At 35.0% G+C, this 21,101-nt stretch carries 22 protein-coding genes; 20 read left to right on the forward strand and 2 right to left on the reverse strand.

What is annotated here, in order from left to right:
* Positions 1-183: 183 nt before the first annotated feature.
* On the reverse strand, positions 184-1,176 hold the full coding sequence (gene plsX / locus IKZ35_01550; GenBank protein ID MBR4892650.1) for a phosphate acyltransferase PlsX: 993 nt from the start codon (positions 1,174-1,176) through the stop codon (positions 184-186).
* Positions 1,177-1,296: 120 nt separating this feature from the next.
* Between plsX and IKZ35_01555 the strand changes: the two genes are divergently transcribed.
* The 20 genes from IKZ35_01555 to IKZ35_01650 all read left to right on the forward strand — a co-directional run bounded on the left by IKZ35_01555 (position 1,297) and on the right by IKZ35_01650 (position 19,567).
* The gene (locus IKZ35_01555; protein ID MBR4892651.1) at positions 1,297-2,481 is read left to right on the forward strand and encodes a PLP-dependent aminotransferase family protein; all 1,185 of its coding nucleotides are present in this window, start codon (positions 1,297-1,299) and stop codon (positions 2,479-2,481) included.
* A 17-nt stretch (positions 2,482-2,498) separates the two neighbouring features.
* Positions 2,499-3,500 carry a tryptophan--tRNA ligase gene (gene trpS, locus IKZ35_01560; protein ID MBR4892652.1) on the forward strand — a complete coding sequence of 334 codons (1,002 nt, stop codon included), beginning with the start codon at positions 2,499-2,501 and terminating at the stop codon, positions 3,498-3,500.
* Positions 3,501-3,537: 37 nt separating this feature from the next.
* Positions 3,538-4,623, forward strand: coding sequence for an undecaprenyl/decaprenyl-phosphate alpha-N-acetylglucosaminyl 1-phosphate transferase (locus IKZ35_01565; protein MBR4892653.1), 1,086 nt, complete (start codon positions 3,538-3,540; stop codon positions 4,621-4,623).
* Positions 4,610-5,731 (forward strand): UDP-N-acetylglucosamine 2-epimerase (non-hydrolyzing), encoded by a 1,122-nt coding sequence (wecB, locus tag IKZ35_01570; protein MBR4892654.1) that lies wholly within the window; start codon positions 4,610-4,612, stop codon positions 5,729-5,731. The genes IKZ35_01565 and wecB overlap by 14 nt, the downstream gene beginning before the upstream one ends.
* Complete coding sequence (locus IKZ35_01575) at positions 5,703-5,936, forward strand: AtpZ/AtpI family protein (protein ID MBR4892655.1); 234 nt, start codon at positions 5,703-5,705, stop codon at positions 5,934-5,936. Before wecB ends, IKZ35_01575 begins: the two co-directional genes overlap by 29 nt.
* 36 nt (positions 5,937-5,972) lie before the next feature.
* Complete coding sequence (locus IKZ35_01580; protein ID MBR4892656.1) at positions 5,973-6,365, forward strand: ATP synthase subunit I; 393 nt, start codon at positions 5,973-5,975, stop codon at positions 6,363-6,365.
* Positions 6,362-7,087: a F0F1 ATP synthase subunit A gene (locus IKZ35_01585; GenBank protein ID MBR4892657.1), complete on the forward strand. Its 726-nt coding sequence runs from the start codon at positions 6,362-6,364 to the stop codon at positions 7,085-7,087. Before IKZ35_01580 ends, IKZ35_01585 begins: the two co-directional genes overlap by 4 nt.
* 19 nt (positions 7,088-7,106) lie before the next feature.
* A complete protein-coding gene (atpE, locus tag IKZ35_01590; GenBank protein MBR4892658.1) occupies positions 7,107-7,373 on the forward strand; it encodes an ATP synthase F0 subunit C in 267 nt (88 codons plus the stop codon).
* Positions 7,374-7,400: 27 nt separating this feature from the next.
* Complete coding sequence (atpF, locus tag IKZ35_01595; GenBank protein MBR4892659.1) at positions 7,401-7,904, forward strand: F0F1 ATP synthase subunit B; 504 nt, start codon at positions 7,401-7,403, stop codon at positions 7,902-7,904.
* Positions 7,904-8,440 carry an ATP synthase F1 subunit delta gene (gene atpH, locus IKZ35_01600; protein MBR4892660.1) on the forward strand — a complete coding sequence of 179 codons (537 nt, stop codon included), beginning with the start codon at positions 7,904-7,906 and terminating at the stop codon, positions 8,438-8,440. The genes atpF and atpH overlap by 1 nt, the downstream gene beginning before the upstream one ends.
* A gap of 14 nt (positions 8,441-8,454) precedes the next feature.
* Positions 8,455-9,963 carry a F0F1 ATP synthase subunit alpha gene (gene atpA, locus IKZ35_01605; protein MBR4892661.1) on the forward strand — a complete coding sequence of 503 codons (1,509 nt, stop codon included), beginning with the start codon at positions 8,455-8,457 and terminating at the stop codon, positions 9,961-9,963.
* Between the two features lie 19 nt (positions 9,964-9,982).
* The gene (atpG, locus tag IKZ35_01610) at positions 9,983-10,837 is read left to right on the forward strand and encodes an ATP synthase F1 subunit gamma (protein MBR4892662.1); all 855 of its coding nucleotides are present in this window, start codon (positions 9,983-9,985) and stop codon (positions 10,835-10,837) included.
* A gap of 19 nt (positions 10,838-10,856) precedes the next feature.
* Positions 10,857-12,254 (forward strand): F0F1 ATP synthase subunit beta, encoded by a 1,398-nt coding sequence (gene atpD, locus IKZ35_01615; protein ID MBR4892663.1) that lies wholly within the window; start codon positions 10,857-10,859, stop codon positions 12,252-12,254.
* Between the two features lie 8 nt (positions 12,255-12,262).
* The gene (atpC, locus tag IKZ35_01620) at positions 12,263-12,655 is read left to right on the forward strand and encodes an ATP synthase F1 subunit epsilon (GenBank protein ID MBR4892664.1); all 393 of its coding nucleotides are present in this window, start codon (positions 12,263-12,265) and stop codon (positions 12,653-12,655) included.
* Between the two features lie 77 nt (positions 12,656-12,732).
* Complete coding sequence (secD, locus tag IKZ35_01625; protein ID MBR4892665.1) at positions 12,733-14,043, forward strand: protein translocase subunit SecD; 1,311 nt, start codon at positions 12,733-12,735, stop codon at positions 14,041-14,043.
* A complete protein-coding gene (gene secF, locus IKZ35_01630; protein MBR4892666.1) occupies positions 14,036-14,905 on the forward strand; it encodes a protein translocase subunit SecF in 870 nt (289 codons plus the stop codon). The genes secD and secF overlap by 8 nt, the downstream gene beginning before the upstream one ends.
* An 87-nt stretch (positions 14,906-14,992) precedes the next feature.
* Positions 14,993-15,511, forward strand: coding sequence for a hypothetical protein (locus tag IKZ35_01635; GenBank protein MBR4892667.1), 519 nt, complete (start codon positions 14,993-14,995; stop codon positions 15,509-15,511).
* 25 nt (positions 15,512-15,536) lie between these two features.
* Positions 15,537-17,144, forward strand: coding sequence for a Na+/H+ antiporter NhaC family protein (locus IKZ35_01640; GenBank protein ID MBR4892668.1), 1,608 nt, complete (start codon positions 15,537-15,539; stop codon positions 17,142-17,144).
* A 187-nt stretch (positions 17,145-17,331) separates the two neighbouring features.
* Positions 17,332-19,245 (forward strand): oligopeptide transporter, OPT family, encoded by a 1,914-nt coding sequence (locus IKZ35_01645; GenBank protein MBR4892669.1) that lies wholly within the window; start codon positions 17,332-17,334, stop codon positions 19,243-19,245.
* Entirely contained in the window at positions 19,238-19,567 is a 330-nt protein-coding gene (locus IKZ35_01650; GenBank protein MBR4892670.1) for a PqqD family protein, read from the forward strand. The genes IKZ35_01645 and IKZ35_01650 overlap by 8 nt, the downstream gene beginning before the upstream one ends.
* A gap of 384 nt (positions 19,568-19,951) precedes the next feature.
* Here IKZ35_01650 and IKZ35_01655 read toward each other — a convergent pair whose 3' ends face one another.
* Positions 19,952-20,980: a sugar kinase gene (locus IKZ35_01655; GenBank protein ID MBR4892671.1), complete on the reverse strand. Its 1,029-nt coding sequence runs from the start codon at positions 20,978-20,980 to the stop codon at positions 19,952-19,954.
* Positions 20,981-21,101: the final 121 nt, after the last annotated feature.

A 21,101-nucleotide genomic window follows, 5' to 3' on the forward strand; every position in this document is an offset into this window, starting at 1 on the left:
AGGTCGAAGAGTTTTAAAACAAGAAATTTTGTTTCAGATAAAGAAATATCAAGGATAATACTTTTGTATATCTGAAGAGATTTCTGCAATATGAAACATAATTTATATTTTAAAACCATATGGTGTTCGAGTACTACTGCATTACATATATTATTATAAAAATATTTTTATGTCAATATTTTTTTATTCTTTATTGATTTTTTCTTCAATTTCAAAAATAATGTCCGACTCTACATAGGAGAGACAATTTAAGATAGCATTTTTAATAGCCTTTTTATCAGAACTTCCGTGAGCCTTTATAACAGGCTTTTTAAGGCCTATAATAGGTGTTCCGCCATACTCTTTATAGTCAAACTGCTTTTTAAATTCGCTTAGTCCGCCCTTAATTGAAAGTGAGCATAATTTGGTGATGATATTTTTTGTCATAACCTTTTTTATACCGCTCATAATAGTTTTTGATACTCCCTCAAGGGTTTTTATCATTACATTTCCTGTAAAACCGTCGCACACAAGAACATCAAAATCTCCGCTTAAAATATATCTTGGTTCACAGTTACCTTTAAAGTTAATATCCTTATTTTCCTTTAAAATTTTATATGCTTCAACTAATGTTTCTGTTCCTTTTGTTTCTTCAATTCCAATATTTATAAGACCGACTTTAGCATCATCTTTTTTCATATCGGTTTTAAAGTACAAGGATCCCATCATAGCCATCTGATTTAAATATTCAGGAGAGAGAGTAACGTTTGCACCTGCATCAAGCATAAGTTTCGGTCCATTTTCACTTGGCAGATATATTGCAAGAGCCGACCTTTTAATTCCCTTGATTCTCTTTATTATAAGGTTTGCAGCAGTAAATACAGCACCGGTGTTTCCTGCACTTATAAATACATCGCCTTCATCGTCTTTTAAAAGATTAAGACCTACAATAATGGAAGAATCTTTCTTTGTTTTAACTGCTTTTATAGGGTCGTCATCCCCATTTATAACTTCAGTACAATGCTTGATAGTTATACGCTCTGACGAAATATTTTCTTTTTCCATAACATCTTTTATTTTATCTTCATCGCCGCAAAGTATAACCTCAACATCCGATTCTTTAATTGCCCAGGCTGCCCCTTTTATAATTTCCAACGGCGAGTTATCCCCGCCGAATGCATCCAATATAACCCTCATATGTAATTCTCCTTATAATTTACTTATATTTATATTAAAATATAATAAAAATATTGTCAAGTAAAGTTTTGTGTGTTATACTTTATGGTGTATAAGTTCTGGAAAAATGAGGTAGAAAATATGGAAATAAATTTTGCAAACAGAATGGACGGAGTAAAAGGTTCGGCAATCAGAGAAATGTTTAAATTGATGGGGGACCCTTCAATTATTTCATTTGCAGGGGGCAACCCTTCGCCTGATACATTTCCTGCAGATAAATTAAAAGAAATTGCAGCAAGAGTTCTTGTGGATAGTCCTGCAAAATGTCTTCAGTACAGTGTTACAGAAGGCTATGCACCACTTGTAAATAAAGTATCCCAAAGGCTTAAAAAACAAAATATACTAAAAGACAAAGATAAAGTAATAATAACAACAGGCGGTCAGCAGGGTATTGACTTAGGCACAAAAGCCGTAATAAACCCTGATGACGGTATTGCGTGTGAAGTCCCAAGTTTCATAGGTGCGCTTAACTGCTTTAGAACATATGAAGCAAAGTTATACGGAATTACCCTTGAAGAAGACGGACTTAATACAAAAGAACTTGAAAAAACATTAGAAGAAAACAAAAATATTAAAATATTATACATTATCCCTACTTTTCAAAACCCGATGGGTGTTACAACCTCTTTAGAAAAGAGAATAGAAATTTTAAGAATATGTAAAAAACATAATGTTTTAATTATAGAAGATAATCCGTACGGAGAATTAAGATTTTCAGGCGAGGATGTTCCTACAATAAAATCGCTTGACGAAGACGGGGACACAGTTTTATACTGTGGCTCATTCTCAAAGGTTTTATCCCCTGGGTTAAGAATAGGTTTTGTGTGTGCAAATAAAAAACTTATTGAAAAAATGGTTGTTCTAAAACAGGTAAACGATGTTCATACAAATATCTTTTCTCAGATTCTTGCAGATGAGTGGCTTGAAAAGTATGATTTTGAAGAGCACCTTGACCTTTGTAAAAATGTGTATAAAAAGAAATGTTCTCTTATGCTTAAGACTATGGACGAAGAATTCCCTTCATTTGTTACATATACAAGACCCGAAGGCGGACTTTTCATTTATTGTAAGGTAAATAAAGATGTAGACACAAAAGAACTTGTTATAGAGTCTATAAAAAGAAAAGTAGCATTTGTTCCAGGTTGTAATTTTATGACAGATGTGGATGAGAAAACAAGTTCATTCAGGCTTAATTATTCCACAATGGATGATGAAAGCATTGTAAAAGGAATTAAAATATTAGCAGAATTATTAAAAACTTTGTAAATTAAAGGAATGAAAAAATGGAAACGAAAAAAACTATACTAAGCGGTATTCAGCCATCAGGGGTTATGACTATCGGTAATTATATTGGTGCAGTAAAGAACTGGACTAAAATGCAGGAAGATTATAACTGCCTTTATATGATGGCAGACCTTCATACAATTACAGTTAGACAAGACCCTGTTAAGTTAAGGCAAAGATGTATTGAATTTTTAGCACTTTATCTTGCCTGTGGGTTAGACCCGAAAAAAAGCACTTTGTTCTTTCAGTCTCATGTGCCTCAACACGCTGAACTTTCATGGGCGCTTAACACCATAACATATATGGGCGAACTTTCAAGAATGACTCAGTTTAAAGATAAAACAAAAAATAAGCAGGATGCCAATATCGGAGCAGGTCTTTTTACCTATCCTGTGCTTATGGCAGCAGATATTCTTCTTTATCAGGCAGACCTTGTGCCAATCGGTATTGACCAGAAACAGCATCTTGAACTTACAAGAAATTTGGCAGAAAGATTCAATCATCAGTTCGGCGATTTATTTACTGTTCCTGAACCTTATATTCCTAAAGTAGGGGCTAAAATAACATCATTATCAGACCCTCTTAAGAAAATGTCAAAATCGGATGAAAATGTTAATGCATATGTTTCGGTTATCGATGAGCCTGATGTTATCTTAAGAAAGTTTAAAAGAGCAGTTACCGACTCGGGAAGCGAAGTAAGAAGAGGGGAAGGCAAAGAAGGCATTGAAAATCTTATGAGTATTATGAGCGTGTTTACAGGTAAATCATTTGATGAAATAGAAAATGAATTTATCGGTAAAGGTTACGGAGATTTTAAAAATGCTGTTGCCGAATGTGTAATTGACGAGTTAAATCCGGTAAGAGAAAAATATAAAGACTACTTAAAAAATAAAGATTATCTTCAGTCTGTATACAAAGAAGGTGCAGAAAAAGCATCATACATTGCGTCTAAAACAATGAGAAAAGTATACAGAAAAATGGGTTTTGTTGATAAATTATAAGTAAATAAACCATACTTTAAGTTTACAGGAGATAAAAATGTTAGATTATAATATTATTTTCAGTTTTGCACTGGCATATTTTGTTGCCTTTGCAACAGTTCCGATAGTGAGAGTTCTCGCTTTTAAAACGGATGCAGTAGATATTCCCAAGGACGAAAGAAGAATGCACTCTAAACCTATCCCAAGATGGGGCGGCGTTGCAATATATATAGGCTTTATAGTCAGTGTTGTATGTTTTACACCTGTTATTGATATAAAATTATTAGGAATTTTATCAGGTTCACTGATAATTGTTATAACAGGGATAATAGACGATAAATACGCAATAAGAGCATTGCTTAAACTTTTAGGTCAGGTACTTGCTGCAGCTCTTGTAATAGCATCAGGCGTGCGTATTCATGCTCTTAATCAACTTCTGTCTTTTGTTGATAACCCTGTTATTATCGAATGGTTTTCCATTATAGTTACTTTCTTGTGGATAATAGCAGTTACAAATGCTATTAATCTTATAGACGGGTTAGACGGTCTTGCTGCAAGTATATCAAGAATATCGTCATTTGCTTTGGTATTTATAAGTTTACTGACAGGCAGATCAGATATGGCAGTTGTGTTTATGGCAGTTGCAGGGGCGTGTTCAGGTTTTCTTCCTTATAACAGTTATCCTGCGCGTATCTTCATGGGGGACTCGGGAGCATTATTTTTAGGCTATATTTTATCCACCCTGTCAATCGAAACATTCTTCATAGGTTATTCGGTTATGACATATATTGTTCCTGTAATTGTTCTTGCAATACCTATATTTGACACTTCTTTTGCAATAATAAGAAGGCTATGTACAGGAAAGGGAATAATGAGTGCAGACAGGGGACATCTTCATCACAGACTGGTAGATATGGGCTTTTCACAGAAAGAAACAGTTACTATTATGTCTACTTACAGTGCCCTTTTATCTATCACAGCAATTCTTTTAATATCAGAGGGGATAAACAGAGCGTTAGTGTTAATAGTTGTTATGATATTCCTTGCTGTTTGCATTAACCTTTATAAAACAAATAAAAATATTGCTAAACGCTATATGGAAGAGTTAACCAAAGAGGAGAGTGGTAACGATGAAGAAAATTAAAGTTATGACAGTATTCGGAACAAGACCGGAAGCAATTAAAATGGCTCCGCTTGTAAAGGAAATAGAATCAAGAGAAGAGTTAGAAAGCATTGTTGCAGTTACTGCACAGCACAGGCAGATGCTTGACCAGGTTCTTGAAATATTTGATATTAAGCCAGATTATGATTTAAATATAATGAAAGACAGGCAGACTCTTACAGATATAACCCTAAGAGCAATAAAAGGGTTAGACGATGTTATAAAAGAGGCAGAGCCTGATATAGTTCTTGTTCACGGGGATACTTCTACAACTTTTGCAGGTGCACTTGCCGCATTTTACAATCAGGTTAGCGTAGGGCATGTTGAAGCAGGGCTTAGAACATATGATAAATATTCTCCGTTCCCAGAGGAAATGAACAGAAAACTTACAGGTGCAATTTCAGATATGCATTTTGCTCCTACTGTAAATAATAAAAATAATCTTATAAAAGAAGCAGTAAAAGAAGAAGATATTTATATTACAGGTAACACTGTAATTGATGCGCTTAAAACAACAGTTAAAGAAGACTACGTTTTTGAAACAGAAGCAATAAACAAAGTTGACTTTTCTAAAAAAGTAATTGTTGTTACAGCCCACAGAAGAGAAAATTTAGGCGAACCTCTTGAAAACATCTGTTCTGCTCTTTGTAAAATTGCAAAAGAATATTTAGGTGAAGTTGAAATTATATATCCTATGCATCTTAACCCTCTTGTAAGAGAAACAGCAAATAAATATTTAAAAGATGTTAAAAATGTTCACTTAATCGACCCTGTTGACGTTTGCGAACTTCATAATCTTATGAATAAATCATATATGATTATGACAGATTCAGGCGGACTTCAGGAAGAAGCACCATCACTTGGAAAACCTGTATTAGTTTTAAGAAACGAAACAGAAAGACCTGAAGCAGTAGAAGCGGGTACTGTTAAAATTGCAGGGGTTATCGAGGAAAATATAATTTCTATGGCAAAAGACCTTCTTGATAATAAAGAAAGTTATGATAAAATGGCAAAAGCAGTTAACCCGTATGGCGACGGTTTTGCGTCAATGAGAATTTGTGATGCCATTATTGAAAAGTTCAATGGGTAATAATAAAAAAATAGGTAAGGCACTTGTTAGTTTTACTCAGGTGGGGTTAACGGTTATTTCTCCTATTATTGCCTGTCTTATTATAGGCAGAGCATTAACCACACATTTTGGGTGTCCCAACTATGTTTTAGTAATTTCCATAGTTATTGGTGCTGTATCAGGCTTTATAAGTATGATAAAATTTTTATTAAAAGTTACAAAATAAGTTTTAAATTCTTAGAAAGTATCGGAGTTTATTATAATGATTGAAAAAAATTTGCTTAAAGAAGTAGGGAAAATGGCAATAGGACTTGTCATAATGTGCGTTATAACTGCCGTTTCGTTTTTAGTTTTGGGTTATTTTTCCTATCAGGTTATATTCGGCCTGTGTTTAGGATATTTGGTATGTATGCTAAACTACTCTTTTCTTGCATACTGTGTCGGAAAAGCAGTAGAAAAAGATGTTAATAAAGCGAAAGCCTATATATCCGGTACCTACGGGTTAAGGATGATTTTAATAGCAGTAACAATCATTGTTGCAATAAGAAATCCAAAGTATTTTAATTATATTGCAACTGCAATTCCATTTCTCTTTCCAAGAATTATAATTACACTTACTAATATGTTTAAGAAGAAGGAGGATGCCAAAGAATGAATGGGCCGAAAATAATATTTAGAATTCCCATATTCGGAGGAATCCCTGTTACAGAAACTATTGTTAACTGCTGGATAGTTATGGCAGTTGTTATAGTCATAAGTATCTGGCTTGGATATGGGCTTAAAATAAGGCCTGAAAGCAAAAAGCAGATTGTTGCAGAGAAACTTGTCGGTATGCTCTATAATCTTGTGGAAGAAACTATGGGGAAGAAATTTTCTTCCTTTGCACCTTATATAGGAGCGCTTTTTACCATGTCGATTACAGGCAGCCTTTCAAGTCTTTTCGGGTTAAGACCGTACACAGCAGACCTTAGCACAACCCTATCCTGGGCAGTGCTGACATCTGTTATGGTCTGGGTATTCTCTATTAAAGCAAATGGCTTTAAAGGGTGGCTTAAAGGATTTGCCGAGCCTGTGCCTTTTATTCTTCCGATAAATATTATAGGGGAAATAGCAAACCCTATTTCAATGTCATTTCGTCATTTCGGGAATATTGCAACAGGTATGGTAATAACCTCTTTGGTATATGGAGGTTTGGCAACACTCAGTCAGACAGTCTTAAGTTTTATACCAAACACATTTATAAACAGTATACCTATCTTCCAGTTAGGTATACCTGCACTTTTGTCCATTTATTTTGATTTATTCGGAAGTTTTCTTCAGGCATTTATTATATGTATGCTTACTATGGTAAATCTTTCGAATACATCATCAGATTAAATATAAAGGAGTAAATATTATGAACGAATTATTAGCAAAAGCAATCGTATTAGGAGCATCAGCAATTGGTGCAGGTCTTGCAATGTTTGCAGGTATAGGGCCTGGTATCGGTCAGGGGTTTGCCGCAGGTAAAGCGTGTGAAGCAGTAGGCAGACAGCCTGAAGCAAAAGGGGATGTTACATCTACAATGCTTTTTGGTTGTGCAGTAGCAGAATCAACAGGTATTTACAGCCTTGTTGTAGCAATTATTCTTTTATTTGCTAACCCTCTTGTTGGACTATTATAAAAACTAAAGTTTAGAAAGGTATATGTCATGGATGAATTTTTATCCTTTGTAACCATAGATGTCTGGACAATGATTATGACATGGGGCAACCTGCTTATACTTTTTCTTCTTATGAAGAAATTTCTTTTTGTGCCTGTTAAAAAAGTTATTGATGCAAGGCAAAAAGAGATAGAAAAAAACATTTCGGATGCAGAGAATTTAAAAAAAGATGCACTGAATATGAAGGATGAGTATGCCGAAAAATTAGCACAGGCGAAAAAAGAAGCAGATAATATTATAAAATCTGCCACAAAAACTGCCCAGCTTCGCGAAGAAGAAATAATAAAAGATGCAAATAATAAAGCATCGGATATTATAAAAAAGGCAGATAAGCAGATTGAAAACAGTAAAAAGGAAGCCCTTAACGAATTAAAAGAAGAAGTGTCGGCAATCGCTACATCTATTGCAGAAAAAATAATTGAAAAAGATATAAACGAAAAAGACCATGAAAGACTTATCGAAGAGTTTATTGATAATATGGGTGGCTTATAATGAGTGAATTTTCAAAAGAATTCGGTAAGGCGCTTTATTTGCTTGCCGAAGAGGAAAGCGAAACTTTAGATATATTAAATGAGTTGGAAATTATAGACTCTGTTATAAATAAAAACCGTGAATATATAAACTTAATGGACACACCTGCCATTTCGCAGGAAAAAAAGGTATCGCTTATAGATGATGCATTTTCTGGTTGCTCACTGTATGTAAAAAACTTTTTAAAAATACTCTCTAAAAAGAAATGTTTTTATAAACTTTCAGACTGCGTAAAAGAGTATAAAAAACTATACGATAAAAATAACAATATCGAAAGAGTGAAAGTTATAACCTGTGTTCCTCTAAGAGAAGACCAGATTTTAAGGCTTAAAGAAAAGATAGAACAAAAGATTAAAAAAGAAGCCATAATAAATAATCAGGTTGATAAAAGTATTTTAGGCGGAGCAGTGGTTGAGTTTTCCGATTGGCAGTATGACTCAAGTCTTAGAACAAAACTTGACAATTTAAGCGATTTGATTAAAGGCAGCATATTTTAGAAAGGGTGATGCAAATGCAGTTAAAACCTGAAGAAATCAGCAAAATCATAAAAGACCAGATAAAAAATTATGAAAATAAAATAAATCAGAGTGAAACAGGCTATGTTATCCAGATAGGCGACGGAATTTCAAAAGTTCACGGTTTAACCGACTGTATGTCTAACGAACTTTTAGAATTTTCAAACGGAGAATACGGAATGGCTCTTAACCTTGAAGAGAACTTTGTGAGCGTGGTTATGCTTGGCTCAGACGAAGGGATTAAAGAGGGAGACATAGTAAAAAGAACAGGCGAAGTTGTGTCTGTTCCTGTCGGCGAATGTTTAATCGGAAGAGTAGTAAATGCCTTAGGTAAAGCGATTGACGGAAAAGGCGAGATACAAACTGATAAAGTAAGGCCGATAGAATCTAATGCTCCGGGCATTATCGAAAGAAAATCAGTAAGCGTACCTTTGCAGACAGGTATCAAAGCCATTGACTCTATGATACCGATAGGCAGAGGTCAGAGAGAACTTATAATAGGGGACAGACAAACAGGTAAAACTGTTATTGCAACCGATACTATTATAAACCAGAAAGGCAAAGACGTTATCTGTATTTATGTTGCAATAGGTCAGAAGCGTTCAACTGTTGCCCAGATTGTTGATACACTTGAAAAAAACGGTGCTATGGACTATACAATAGTAGTTTCTGCTACTGCGTCTGAACTTGCACCTTTACAATATATTGCCCCATATTCAGGCTGTGCTATGGGCGAATATTTTATGGAAAAAGGAAAGGATGTCCTTGTTGTTTATGATGATTTATCAAAACACGCAGTTGCATACAGAGCGCTTTCCTTACTTATAAGGCGTCCGCCTGGAAGAGAAGCATACCCTGGCGATGTGTTCTATCTTCATTCAAGACTTTTAGAACGTGCCGCAAGACTTGCGCCGGAATACGGAGGAGGCTCACTTACAGCGCTTCCTATTATTGAAACTCAGGCAGGGGATGTATCAAGTTATATTCCAACCAATGTTATCTCTATAACAGACGGGCAGATATTTTTAGAAACAGAACTTTTCCACAGTGGTATAAGACCTGCTGTTAACCCTGGTATATCTGTATCCCGTGTTGGTGGTAACGCCCAGATAAAAGCGATGAAAAAAGTTTCAGGGTCCTTAAAATTAAGTTATTCTCAGTACAGAGAACTTCAGGGCTTTGCGCAGTTTGGCTCAGACCTTGATGATGACACTAAGAAACGACTTGCACAGGGCGAAAGAATTGTTGAAGTATTAAAGCAGGACAGAAATTCTCCGATAGATGTTGAATTGCAGGTTGTTATAATTTATGCAGTTGTTAACGGATTTTTAGAAGATATAGAAGTTAAAGATATTTTAGAATTTCAAAACTCTTTATTTGAATATATGAAAAATCACAATGAAGATATCTTAAACGAAATAAGAGTATCAAAAGACTTAACCGAAGATACAATGAATAAATTATCTGTAAAAATAGAAGAATTTAAAAAAATATTTAAAGGTTAAGATAAAGGAGTAATATCTTATGGCATCAACATCCACGAAAGATATTAAAAACAGAATAAAAAGTGTTGAAAATACAGGCCAGATAACAAAGGCGATGGAACTTGTTGCTACCTCTAAGTTAAGACGCGCCAAAATAAAGGTTGAAACAACCAGACCTTTTTTTGAAATTTTAATGGATACCTTAGATGGCATTAAAGCAAATGTAAAAGACTTTTCATCCCCTTTTCTTTCGGTTAAAGAAAATAAAAAAACCTGTGTGATAGTTATCGGTGGAGACAGAGGCCTTGCCGGAGGATACAATGTAAATGTATTTAAAGCGGCTGACAAGATTTTAGGTGAAAATGATTCGGTTGTGTACCCAATCGGCAAAAAAGCAACTGAATATTATGAAAGGCTTAAAACTCCAACCCTTTTTGATATGCATATTGAGGCAGATGATATGGCAGTCCCTCATTGTTACGAAATGGGCTCAAAACTCGCTAAGGAATTTAAATCAGGAAGTTTTGACAGGCTCTTTATCGTATATACAAAGTTTAATTCTATGCTAAATCAGGAAGTGGTTTGTGAAGAAATACTGCCTCTTGTAAGCAAAAGCGAAGATAAAAAAGAAAAAGAGCAACTTACAATTTACGAGCCGTCTGCACAGAGTGTTTTTGACAAAATTATTCCACAGTATATAAGCGGAGTGGTTTATGCTGCGCTTTGCGAATCTCTTGCCAGTGAACATGCGGCAAGAAGAATGTCTATGGAATCGGCTTCTAAAAACGCTATGGAAATGATAGATGACTTAACTTTAAAATTTAATCGCGCAAGACAAGCCGCGATTACTCAGGAAATAACAGAAATTGTTTCAGGCGCAGAAACAAACCAATAATCTGTAAAGGAGATTAAAAATGGCAGAAAAAAATATAGGTTCAGTAATTCAAGTTATAGGTCCTGTACTGGATATAAAATTTGAAAACGGGGACCTTCCGAATTTACTTAATGCTATTGAAGTTATAAATAATGATAAAAAAATAGTGTGCGAAGTTGCACAGCATCTTGGCGATAATGTTGTAAGATGTATCGCAATGAGTTCTACCGACGGACTAAAAAGAGGCGCTAAAGCATACGATTTGGGCAGAGGAATTACCGTGCCTGTCGGCGAGAAGACATTAGGCAGAGTTTTTAACTTGCTTGGCGAGCCTATTGATAATAAGCCTCAGTTAGAAGATACAGAGAGATGGGATATCCATCGCCCTGCACCAAGTTATGACGAGCAGAACAGTACAACCGAAATTCTTGAAACAGGTATTAAGGTTGTTGACCTTATTGCACCGTATGCAAAGGGTGGGAAAATCGGTCTTTTTGGTGGTGCGGGAGTAGGTAAAACCGTACTTATACAGGAACTTATAAATAATGTTGCAAAACAGCACGGTGGAATTTCAGTTTTCACAGGTGTAGGGGAAAGAACCCGTGAGGGTAACGACTTATACTATGAAATGAAAGAATCAGGCGTTATAGATAAAACTGCACTTGTTTACGGTCAGATGAATGAGCCGCCGGGAGCAAGAATGAGAGTTGCTCTTTCAGGGCTTACAATGGCAGAATACTTCCGTGATAAAGAAGGGCAGGATGTGCTTCTTTTTATAGATAATATATTCAGATTTACTCAGGCAGGCAGTGAAGTTTCAGCACTTTTAGGAAGAATGCCGTCAGCAGTTGGATATCAGCCAACTCTTGCAACTGAAATGGGTGCACTTCAGGAAAGAATTACATCTACCAAAAATGGTTCAATAACTTCGGTACAAGCAGTTTATGTACCGGCAGATGACCTTACCGACCCTGCCCCTGCTACAACTTTTGCCCACCTTGACGCAACCACTGTTTTATCAAGAAATATTGCGTCATTAGGTATTTATCCTGCAGTTGACCCTCTTGAATCAACATCAAGAATTCTATCTCCTGACATTGTAGGGATAGAGCATTACGAAGTGGCAAGAGAAGTTCAGAGAATTCTTCAAAGATATAAAGAACTTCAGGATATTATTGCTATTATGGGTATGGAAGAACTGTCTGAAGAAGATAAATTAACAGTTAACCGTGCAAGAAAAATACAGAGATTTTTATCTCAGCCTTTTACCGTTGCAGAGCAGTTTACAGGCTATATAGGAAAATATGTGCCGGTTAAAGAAACTGTAAGAGGTTTTAAAGAAATCATTGAGGGTAAACACGATAATTTACCTGAATCTGCATTTTTATTTGTAGGCACAATAGACGAAGCAGTTGAGAAAGCAAAATCACAAAGGTAGGTGTTTTTGTGAATTCTTTTAATTTAAAAATTGTAACCTTAGACGGAATAGAATATGAAGGCGATGCTTTAAGTGTTGTCGCAAGAACAACATCGGGGGATGTATGTATCTTAAAAAATCACGCAAACTATGTAGCGCCTATTGAAGTGGGTAAAATAAAAATAAAAGAAAACGATAAAGAAAAAGTGGGTGCTTGTGCAGGTGGCTTTATAAGTGTACTAAACAACAATGTAAGAATTGTTGCCACAACATTTGAGTTTTCAGAAGATATAGATACAGACCGTGCAAATAAAGCAAAGATAAAAGCAGAAAAAAGGCTTTTGGAAGACAAAAATTCAAAAATGGCAGAAATTAAATTAAAAAAGGCATTATTAAGGCTGGAAGTGTCTGAAAAGAAATAAATTATATTGACTTATTTTGAAAAATTAGGTATAATTTAGTAATGAAATAAATTTTCAAAACATTAGGAGGAAAAGATATGGCAAAGAGCATTTCAAAAATTGTGATAGTACTGTTGCTTATCGTTTTATTCGGTTATATTGCAATAAGCGGTCTATCACTAACAGCGTTAAACATACCATATGAATTTTACAGTGTGTTTGACAAAGACCATGGTATAAGACTAGGGTTTGACTTATCAGGGGGTTCAGTTATAGTATACGAAGCACAGTCTGATGTTGCACCTACTGATGAGCAGATGAGCACTGTTGTAGATATTATGTATAAACGTCTTGACAAAGAGGGCTACACAGAGGCTACTGCTTCAAGACAGGGCGACAGAAGAGTTTTAATAGAAATTCCTACAATAGAAAATCCTGACGAAGCAATTAAAATTTTAGGTGCTACTGCAGAACTTAAATTTGTTGATTCAGAAGGAAATGTTGTATTGACAGGTAAAGATGTTAAAGATGCAAAAGCAGTTTACGGGCCTACATCAGAATCTGGTATAAGTGAGCATTATGTTGAGCTTAAACTTAATGCAAACGCTCAGGAAGCATTCTTTAATGCTACAACAAAAATGAGCGCTAAACCAGAGGGCGAAAATTTCATCGCAATTATGCTTGACGAAGAAATTTTCTCTCAGCCAACAGTTAAAGAGCCAATCAATGCAGACACTGCAATAATTCAGGGCGACTTTACTGCTGAAACTGCAAAAAGCCTTGCTACAACAATTAAGGAAGGTCAGTTACCGTTTAAATTAAACGCAGTTGAAAGAAGAAGCGCAGGTCCTGCTCTTGGGGATGACGCTCTTAAAACAAGTATTTTGGCAGCAGTTATCGGTATTTTACTTGTTATGCTGTTTATGATAATTATGTACAGACTTCCTGGCTTTGTTGCAAGTATCTCTCTTGCTGCTTATGTAGTAATTGTTTTACTTGTTATGGTTGCAACAAGAGCCAACTTAAGTTTACCTGGTATAGCAGGTATTATCCTTTCAATAGGTATGGCAGTTGATGCTAATGTTATCATATTTGAAAGAATTAAAGACGAATTAAGAATCGGTAAAACAACCGGTGCTGCTATGAGAGCCGGATTTAACAGAGCGCTTTCAGCAGTTATAGATGCTAATATCACAACTATTATTGTTGCTGTTGTACTTTATATTTTCGGTACAGGCACAATCAAAGGTTTTGCTCTTACATTAGGAATCGGTATTCTTGCAAGTTTATTTACTGCAATTATCCTTACAAGATTCTTACTTAAAGCAATATTTGACCTTAATATGAAAAATCCTGCTTTATACGGATTAAGCAATAAAAAAGCAAAGGAAGGTGAAGCAAATGTTTAATCTAAATGTAGTTGATAAAAAATGGCGTTTCTTTATTCTTCCTGCAGTAATAATTATTGCTGCTGTAATCGTGGGTATTGTAAGTGGCGGGTTTGTACTTGATATTGACTTTGCCGGTGGTACAGAAATGGTTGTTGACTTTGGCCAGAGTGTTTCAAAAGACGAATTATCAGGTCTTTTTAAAGATACTTTGGGTGTAGATCCTTCAGCAATTCAGGAATCTATTACTCAGCCAAATCAGGTTACTATTAAATCTAAACATTTATCAACTGAAGAGATTGAATCATTATGGAATGCAATTAAAACAAAATATAATCTTGACGATTCTAAAAGACTTTCTGTTGATACAGTTTCTCCTACTATTGGTAAAGAACTTACTCAAACTGCAGTTATTGCCTGTGTAATAGCGATTGCTCTAATGCTTGTTTATATCACATTCAGATTTGAATTTTTATCAGGTATGGCTGCAATTATAGCACTTGCGCATGACGTTTTAATTATCATATCGGCTTATATGATTTTAAGAATGCCTCTTAACACAGCATTTATTGCCGCAGTATTAACCATTATCGGTTATTCCATCAATGATACTATCGTTGTGTTTGACCGTGTAAGAGAAAATGTTAAATTTGCAAGAAAAGAAACATATAAAGAAATCGTTAATAAATCAGTTAACCAGACATTACTTCGTTCTATTAACACTTCTGTAACAACACTTATAACAATAGTTCTTTTATATATCTTAGGTGTTGACGCAATCAGAGATTTCTCACTTGCTTTAATTATCGGTTTACTTGCCGGAACATACTCTTCAATCTTTATTGCTGCACCAGCTTGGTTAGCATTTAAAAAAGAAAAATAATTAAATAAAAAATAATCCCTGGGCGTTTTCGTTCGGGGATTTTAACTTTAAAATTGTGTTTTAGTCAATTTATAAAAAGGCAATATTATGGATTATGGGTATTTATATAAAAAATTAAATAAAAGAACTCCTTTAAAGACTGACTGCGGAAAACTTTGCTCTAACGCTTGTTGCGTTGATACAGACGGCGAAGAACTCGGGATGTATTTATTTCCTCATGAGGAGGAAATGTTCTTATCTAAAGATAACTTTAAGATAGAAGAAAGCGACCTTTCCTATATGGGAAAAAAGGCTAAAATTTTATATTGCAAACCTTATTGCATAAGAAATGAAAGACCTCTTTCGTGTAGAATTTTCCCCCTTTTTCCGTACATAACAATAGAGGGCGACCTTAAAATTATTATAGACCCGAGAGGAAGGTCAGTGTGTCCTTTGTACCGTAAGGAAATAAGTGAGTTAAATATATCTTTTGTAAGAGGGGTTAGGCATATTGCAAACATTCTTTTAAAGGATGAAGAAACTTATGAATTTTTATTTGAGTTATCCCGTGTGATAGACCAGGAGGTTAATCAGATAGTGGATAATTTAAAGAAAATTATAAATTAAAAACATTAAAGGGGAGACAAAACAAATGAACAAGAAAAAAATTATTGGTTTGTTGTTAGTAATAATTGCTGCTGCTCTTTTAATCTGGGGTATTACAGCAGTTAACAATGGCGACAGTGAACTTCCAAACCGTTATTTTGGAACTATAATGGCGCTTACACCTCCGATTATCGCTATCGGTCTTGCGCTTATAACCAAAGAAGCATATTCTTCACTTTTTATAGGTATTCTTCTTGGTGGGTTCCTTGCTGCAAACCTTAATGGGGTACAAACTGTTAACCACATTTTAAATGACGGTATTATCCCTGCAGTTCAGGGTGGTGCTGGTATATTTATATTCCTTGTAGTTTTAGGGGTTTTGGTTGCACTTATAAATAAAGCAGGTGGAAGCGCTGCATTTGGTACATGGGCAGAAAAAAATATCAAAACAAGAGTAGGGGCATCCCTTGCAACATTTGTTTTAGGTATTCTTATTTTTATTGATGACTACTTTAACTGTTTAACAGTTGGTACAGTTATGCAGCCTGTTACAGACAGACATAAAATTTCAAGGGCAAAACTTTCATATCTAATCGATGCTACTGCAGCACCTGTTTGTATGATTGCTCCTATTTCATCATGGGCAGCAGCAGTTTCAAGTTATGCTCCTGAAGGTCAGGGATTGTCTTTATTTATTCAGGCTATTCCTTATAACTTCTATTCTCTTTTAACATTCGTATTTATTATTGCAATTACATTAATGAAGTTTGACTTTGGTCCAATGAAACTTCATGAATTCAATGCAATAGAAAAAGGCGATTTATTTACAACAGGAAATAATGTAGCCGAAAAAGAAGAAGCACCTTCTTCAAAAGGCAAAGTTATAGACCTTGTTCTTCCTGTTGCTGTTCTTATTGTAATCTGTATTCTTACACTTTTATATGTTGGAGGAATGTGGACAGACGGACTTAACTTTATCGATGCATTTGGTAACACAGACGCAACAGTTGGTTTACCAATGGGTGGTATTATAACTTTAGTATTGGCAATAATCTACTTTGTTTTAAGAAAAACTGTTACATTTAAAGAAGCAATGGAATGTATTCCAAAAGGATTTATTGCAATGGTTCCTGCTATTTTAATTTTAACATTTGCAACATCTTTAAAAAATGTTACAGACTTACTTGGCGCGCCACAGTATGTTGAAATGTTAATGGAAGGAAGCGCAGCAGGTTTTGCTAATTTCTTACCTGCTATAATATTCTTAGTTGCAATAGGCCTTGCATTCTCAACAGGTACATCTTGGGGAACATTCGGTATTTTAATACCAATAGTATTATCTATTTTCCCTGATGGTAACATACTTCAGATTATCGGTATGTCTGCATGTCTTGCTGGTGCTGTATGTGGCGACCATTGTTCACCTATCTCTGATACAACAATTATGTCATCAGCAGGTGCTCAGTGCGACCATATCAACCACGTTTCAACTCAGCTTCCATATTCTTTAACAGTTGCAGGTATTTCATTTATTACATATATTCTTGCAGGTTTTGTTAATAACTGGATGATTGTTTTACCAATAGGTATAGTTCTTACAATTTTAACATTAGTTGTTATAAAGTCTGTTACAAACAAAAAGACTGCACAATAATTTATATTAAAAATATTAAATCTGCAGCAACGATAAATTCGTTTGCTGCAGATTTTTTTAATATCTGGAGATAATAAGGTAATTAAAAAATATTGAATATATATTAAAATTATGATATAATCTAAAAAATGATTTATATATAAAAAAATGTAAAGAATAAAGTAATAAAAAACAAAGGAGAAAAAGTATGGAAAACAAAGAATTTAAACCGTATGTTCCTGCAGAGAAGGTAACTGCTGAAATAACTCTTACCTCAATTATAATGGGTATACTTCTTGCAGTTATTTTTGGTGCTGCCAATGCATATCTGGGTTTAAGAGTTGGTATGACTGTTTCTGCATCAATTCCTGCAGCAGTTATAGCAATGGGGGTTATACGCGTTATTATGCGTAAAAACTCAATACTTGAAAGTAACATTGTTCAGACAATAGGTTCAGCAGGGGAGTCAGTTGCAGCAGGTGCAATTTTTACTATTCCTGCATTGTTTCTATGGGCAAAAGAAGGGGTTATGGATAAACCGGGTGTAATAGAAATAACTTTAATCGCTTTAATAGGCGGACTTCTTGGGGTATTTTTTATGGTGCCTTTAAGAAATGCACTTATAGTTAAAGAACATAATGTTCTTCCTTATCCTGAAGGCACAGCGTGTGCAGAAGTGCTTTTAGCAGGGGAAGAAGGTGGTGCAAACGCTACTACTGTTTTTGCAGGTATGGGGTTTGCAGCATTATTTAAATTTATTATTGATGGATTAAAAGTTGTTCCGGGAGAAATTGCATTAAGAGTAAAAGGTTTTGCCGGAGAAATAGGCACTCAGATTTATCCTGCAGTTATGAGCGTTGGTTATATCTGCGGTCCTCGTATTTCTTCTTATATGTTCTCGGGCGGACTTTTAAGCTGGATGGTTATTATCCCTCTTATCGTTGTTTTCGGCGAAAATATTATACTTTATCCCGGCACTGCTCCTATCGGAGAAATATATTTAACAAGCGGTGCAAGTGGAATATGGAGTTCTTATATTAGATATATCGGCGCAGGTGCTCTTGCGTGTGGTGGTATTATAAGTCTTATTAAATCTTTGCCGCTTATTGTTTCAACCTTTGCAGGTGCTATTAAAGGTATGAAAGGCACTTCTGAAGGCTCAACATTAAGAACCCAGCAAGATTTAAGTATGAAAACTGTTCTTATTGCAATACTTTTACTTACTTTACTTGTATGGTTAGTTCCTGCAATTCCTGTTTCTCCTCTTGGCGCTGTTATGGTGGTTATTTTTGGTTTCTTCTTTGCAACCGTTTCTTCAAGAATGGTAGGACTTGTGGGAAGCAGTAACAACCCTGTATCAGGTATGACAATAGCGACACTTTTAATTTCTACACTTGTTTTAAAACTTTCAGGCGATGTTGGCGCTCACGGTATGCAAGCTGCTATTGCAATAGGCTCTATAATTTGTATAGTAGCAGCAATTTCAGGGGATACATCCCAGGACTTAAAAACAGGTTATCTGCTTGGCTCAACACCTAAAAAACAGCAGATAGGCGAAGTTATCGGTGTTATCGCGTCAGCACTTGCAATAGGAGGAACATTATATCTTCTTGACAGTGCGTGGGGCTTTGGCTCTGAAGAACTTGCAGCGCCTCAGGCAACACTGATGAAAATGATTATTGAGGGAGTAATGAATGCAGACCTTCCTTGGACACTTGTGCTTATCGGTGTACTTATTGCAGTTGTTATTGAAATTTTAGGTATTCCTGTCCTTCCTTTTGCAATAGGTATCTATCTTCCTGTTCACCTTAACGCTTGTATTATGGTGGGTGGTCTTGTTCGTCTTTTCTTCGATAAGATGAAAAAGGATGAAAAGGTTAAAAAAGATATTGTTAACGACGGTATTTTATTCTGCTCAGGTATGATAGCAGGAGAAGGTATAGTGGGAATTCTTCTTGCGCTATTTGCAGTTGCAGGAATAGACGGTTTAATAAATATTTCAGGTTTTATAAATCTTCCTGATTATGTTTTAACCATTCTTGCACTTGTAACCTTTGCTCTTATAATCTTAAGCCTTGTTAAATTCTCATTATTAAAGAAAAGAGAAAATATAAATGAATAATAATTTTCTTGATAAAATTCCAACACTTCATTCATCACTTGCATTCACAGTGAGTGATGAAGGTGTTGTTACTCTTCAGATAGAAAACAAAGGGTTTATGAATAGACTTATGCAGAAACTCTTTAAAAAACCAAAAATAAGTTATGTTCATCTTGACAGCCAGGGAAGTTTTGCGGTTACTTGTGCCGACGGAAAAAGAAGTATCTTTGAAATAGGCAAATTAGTTGACGAAAAATTCGGTGAAGCATCACATCCGTTATATGAAAGGCTTATAAAGTTTTTTCAGATAATGGACAGTTATAACTTTATTGAATGGAAATAAATTTTAAAAATAAAAAGAGATGTCAGAAGAGGCACACTCCGTAAGGAAGTGTGCCTCAGTTATATTCGACTTTCGGCGAGTGATATTGCTTTGCAGTGATATGATGCTACGCCTCGTGATATTGTCCTTAGGACAGTTTAAGGCGAATATAATATCACAAAAACTAAAGGTTTTTATATCACTTTTACTATAATGTAAAAATATCACTGCAAACGATAGTTTGCAATATAACTTATATACGCCTGAAAACAATGATTTTTTTAAAACTGTTAATACCCTTTGACACTTTCAAATATAGAAAGTGCCAATTTTTTATAAAAAACGGAGACAACTTTTTAAAGTGTCTCCGTTTTGAAATCTCTTTTTTTAAACTTTAAAGATAAATTATCTCTGAACTCTACCTGAACCGTCTCCACCCATAAGTGCAGTAACTTCAGAAAGTGAAACTCTGTTATAGTCTCCTAAGATAGAATGTTTTAAACAACTTGCTGCAACAGCAAATTCTAAAGCATCAGAATCTTTTTCATAGTTGTTTAAACCATAGATAAGACCTGCAGCAAAACTGTCGCCGCCGCCTACACGGTCAATGATGTTTTTGATTTCGTATTTTTTAGATACATAGAATTCTTTACCGTTGTAGATACATGCAGACCAGTCGTTATGTGTAGCAGATTTAGATTCTCTTAATGTGATAGCGATTTTTGAAGAGTTAGGGAACTGTCTTAAAACTTCTTTTGCTAATTCTTCATATTTTTTAGTGTCTAACACTCCGCCTTCAACGTGAGAATTATTTTCTATTCCTAAAGATTTCTGGCAATCTTCTTCGTTAGCAATAATAACGTCAACATATTTTGTAAGTTCTGTCATAACTTCTTTTGCTTCTTTGCCGTATTTCCATAAGTTTTTACGGTAGTTTAAGTCGCAAGAAACTGTAAGACCTAATTCTTTTGCAGTTTTAACTGCTTTTAGAGATAATACTGCTGCAGATTCAGAAATAGCAGGAGTAATACCTGTAATGTGGAACCATGTAGCACCTGAGAAAGCTTTTACAAAATCGATTTCATCTTCTTTTGCAATAGCGATAGAAGAATATGCTCTGTCGTAAATAACTTTTGAAGGTCTCTGGTTAGCACCTGATTCTAAGAAGTAGATACCAACTCTTCCGTCGTTATAGGAAATATTGGAAACGTCAACACCAAAACCTCTTAATTCTCTGATACAAGCATTAGCAACGTCATTTTTAGGCAGTGCAGTAACAAATGCAGTTTCCATTCCGTAGTTAGCCAAAGATACGCATACGTTAGCTTCGCCGCCGCCAAATGTAGCCTCTAATGAAGGAGACTGGAAAAATCTTTCCATGCCAGGGCTTTTAAGTCTTAACATGATTTCACCAAAAGTAACAACTTTTTTCATTTTAAATCACCTTATCCTTATTTTTTTACATATTTTTTCTTTCATTATACAATATAACTTTTGCAAAGTCTTGCTATTTCTACCCATAAATATTGCATATATTGATTACGCAAAATTATGT

This window comes from Clostridia bacterium (assembly GCA_017554615.1).
Lineage (GTDB): Bacteria > Bacillota > Clostridia > UMGS1840 > HGM11507 > SIG450.

Coding starts and splice junctions, on each gene's coding strand:
- atpF (MBR4892659.1), top strand. CDS start 7,401: ATGGATGAATTTTTATCCTTTGTAACCATAGATGTCTGGACAATGATT.
- IKZ35_01640 (MBR4892668.1), top strand. CDS start 15,537: ATGAACAAGAAAAAAATTATTGGTTTGTTGTTAGTAATAATTGCTGCT.
- secD (MBR4892665.1), top strand. CDS start 12,733: ATGGCAAAGAGCATTTCAAAAATTGTGATAGTACTGTTGCTTATCGTT.
- plsX (MBR4892650.1), bottom strand. CDS start 1,176: ATGAGGGTTATATTGGATGCATTCGGCGGGGATAACTCGCCGTTGGAA.
- IKZ35_01565 (MBR4892653.1), top strand. CDS start 3,538: ATGTTAGATTATAATATTATTTTCAGTTTTGCACTGGCATATTTTGTT.
- IKZ35_01655 (MBR4892671.1), bottom strand. CDS start 20,980: ATGAAAAAAGTTGTTACTTTTGGTGAAATCATGTTAAGACTTAAAAGC.
- atpH (MBR4892660.1), top strand. CDS start 7,904: ATGAGTGAATTTTCAAAAGAATTCGGTAAGGCGCTTTATTTGCTTGCC.
- IKZ35_01645 (MBR4892669.1), top strand. CDS start 17,332: ATGGAAAACAAAGAATTTAAACCGTATGTTCCTGCAGAGAAGGTAACT.
- IKZ35_01635 (MBR4892667.1), top strand. CDS start 14,993: ATGGATTATGGGTATTTATATAAAAAATTAAATAAAAGAACTCCTTTA.
- IKZ35_01650 (MBR4892670.1), top strand. CDS start 19,238: ATGAATAATAATTTTCTTGATAAAATTCCAACACTTCATTCATCACTT.
- atpD (MBR4892663.1), top strand. CDS start 10,857: ATGGCAGAAAAAAATATAGGTTCAGTAATTCAAGTTATAGGTCCTGTA.
- trpS (MBR4892652.1), top strand. CDS start 2,499: ATGGAAACGAAAAAAACTATACTAAGCGGTATTCAGCCATCAGGGGTT.
- IKZ35_01580 (MBR4892656.1), top strand. CDS start 5,973: ATGATTGAAAAAAATTTGCTTAAAGAAGTAGGGAAAATGGCAATAGGA.
- secF (MBR4892666.1), top strand. CDS start 14,036: ATGTTTAATCTAAATGTAGTTGATAAAAAATGGCGTTTCTTTATTCTT.
- atpG (MBR4892662.1), top strand. CDS start 9,983: ATGGCATCAACATCCACGAAAGATATTAAAAACAGAATAAAAAGTGTT.
- wecB (MBR4892654.1), top strand. CDS start 4,610: ATGAAGAAAATTAAAGTTATGACAGTATTCGGAACAAGACCGGAAGCA.
- atpA (MBR4892661.1), top strand. CDS start 8,455: ATGCAGTTAAAACCTGAAGAAATCAGCAAAATCATAAAAGACCAGATA.
- IKZ35_01585 (MBR4892657.1), top strand. CDS start 6,362: ATGAATGGGCCGAAAATAATATTTAGAATTCCCATATTCGGAGGAATC.
- IKZ35_01575 (MBR4892655.1), top strand. CDS start 5,703: ATGCCATTATTGAAAAGTTCAATGGGTAATAATAAAAAAATAGGTAAG.
- IKZ35_01555 (MBR4892651.1), top strand. CDS start 1,297: ATGGAAATAAATTTTGCAAACAGAATGGACGGAGTAAAAGGTTCGGCA.
- atpE (MBR4892658.1), top strand. CDS start 7,107: ATGAACGAATTATTAGCAAAAGCAATCGTATTAGGAGCATCAGCAATT.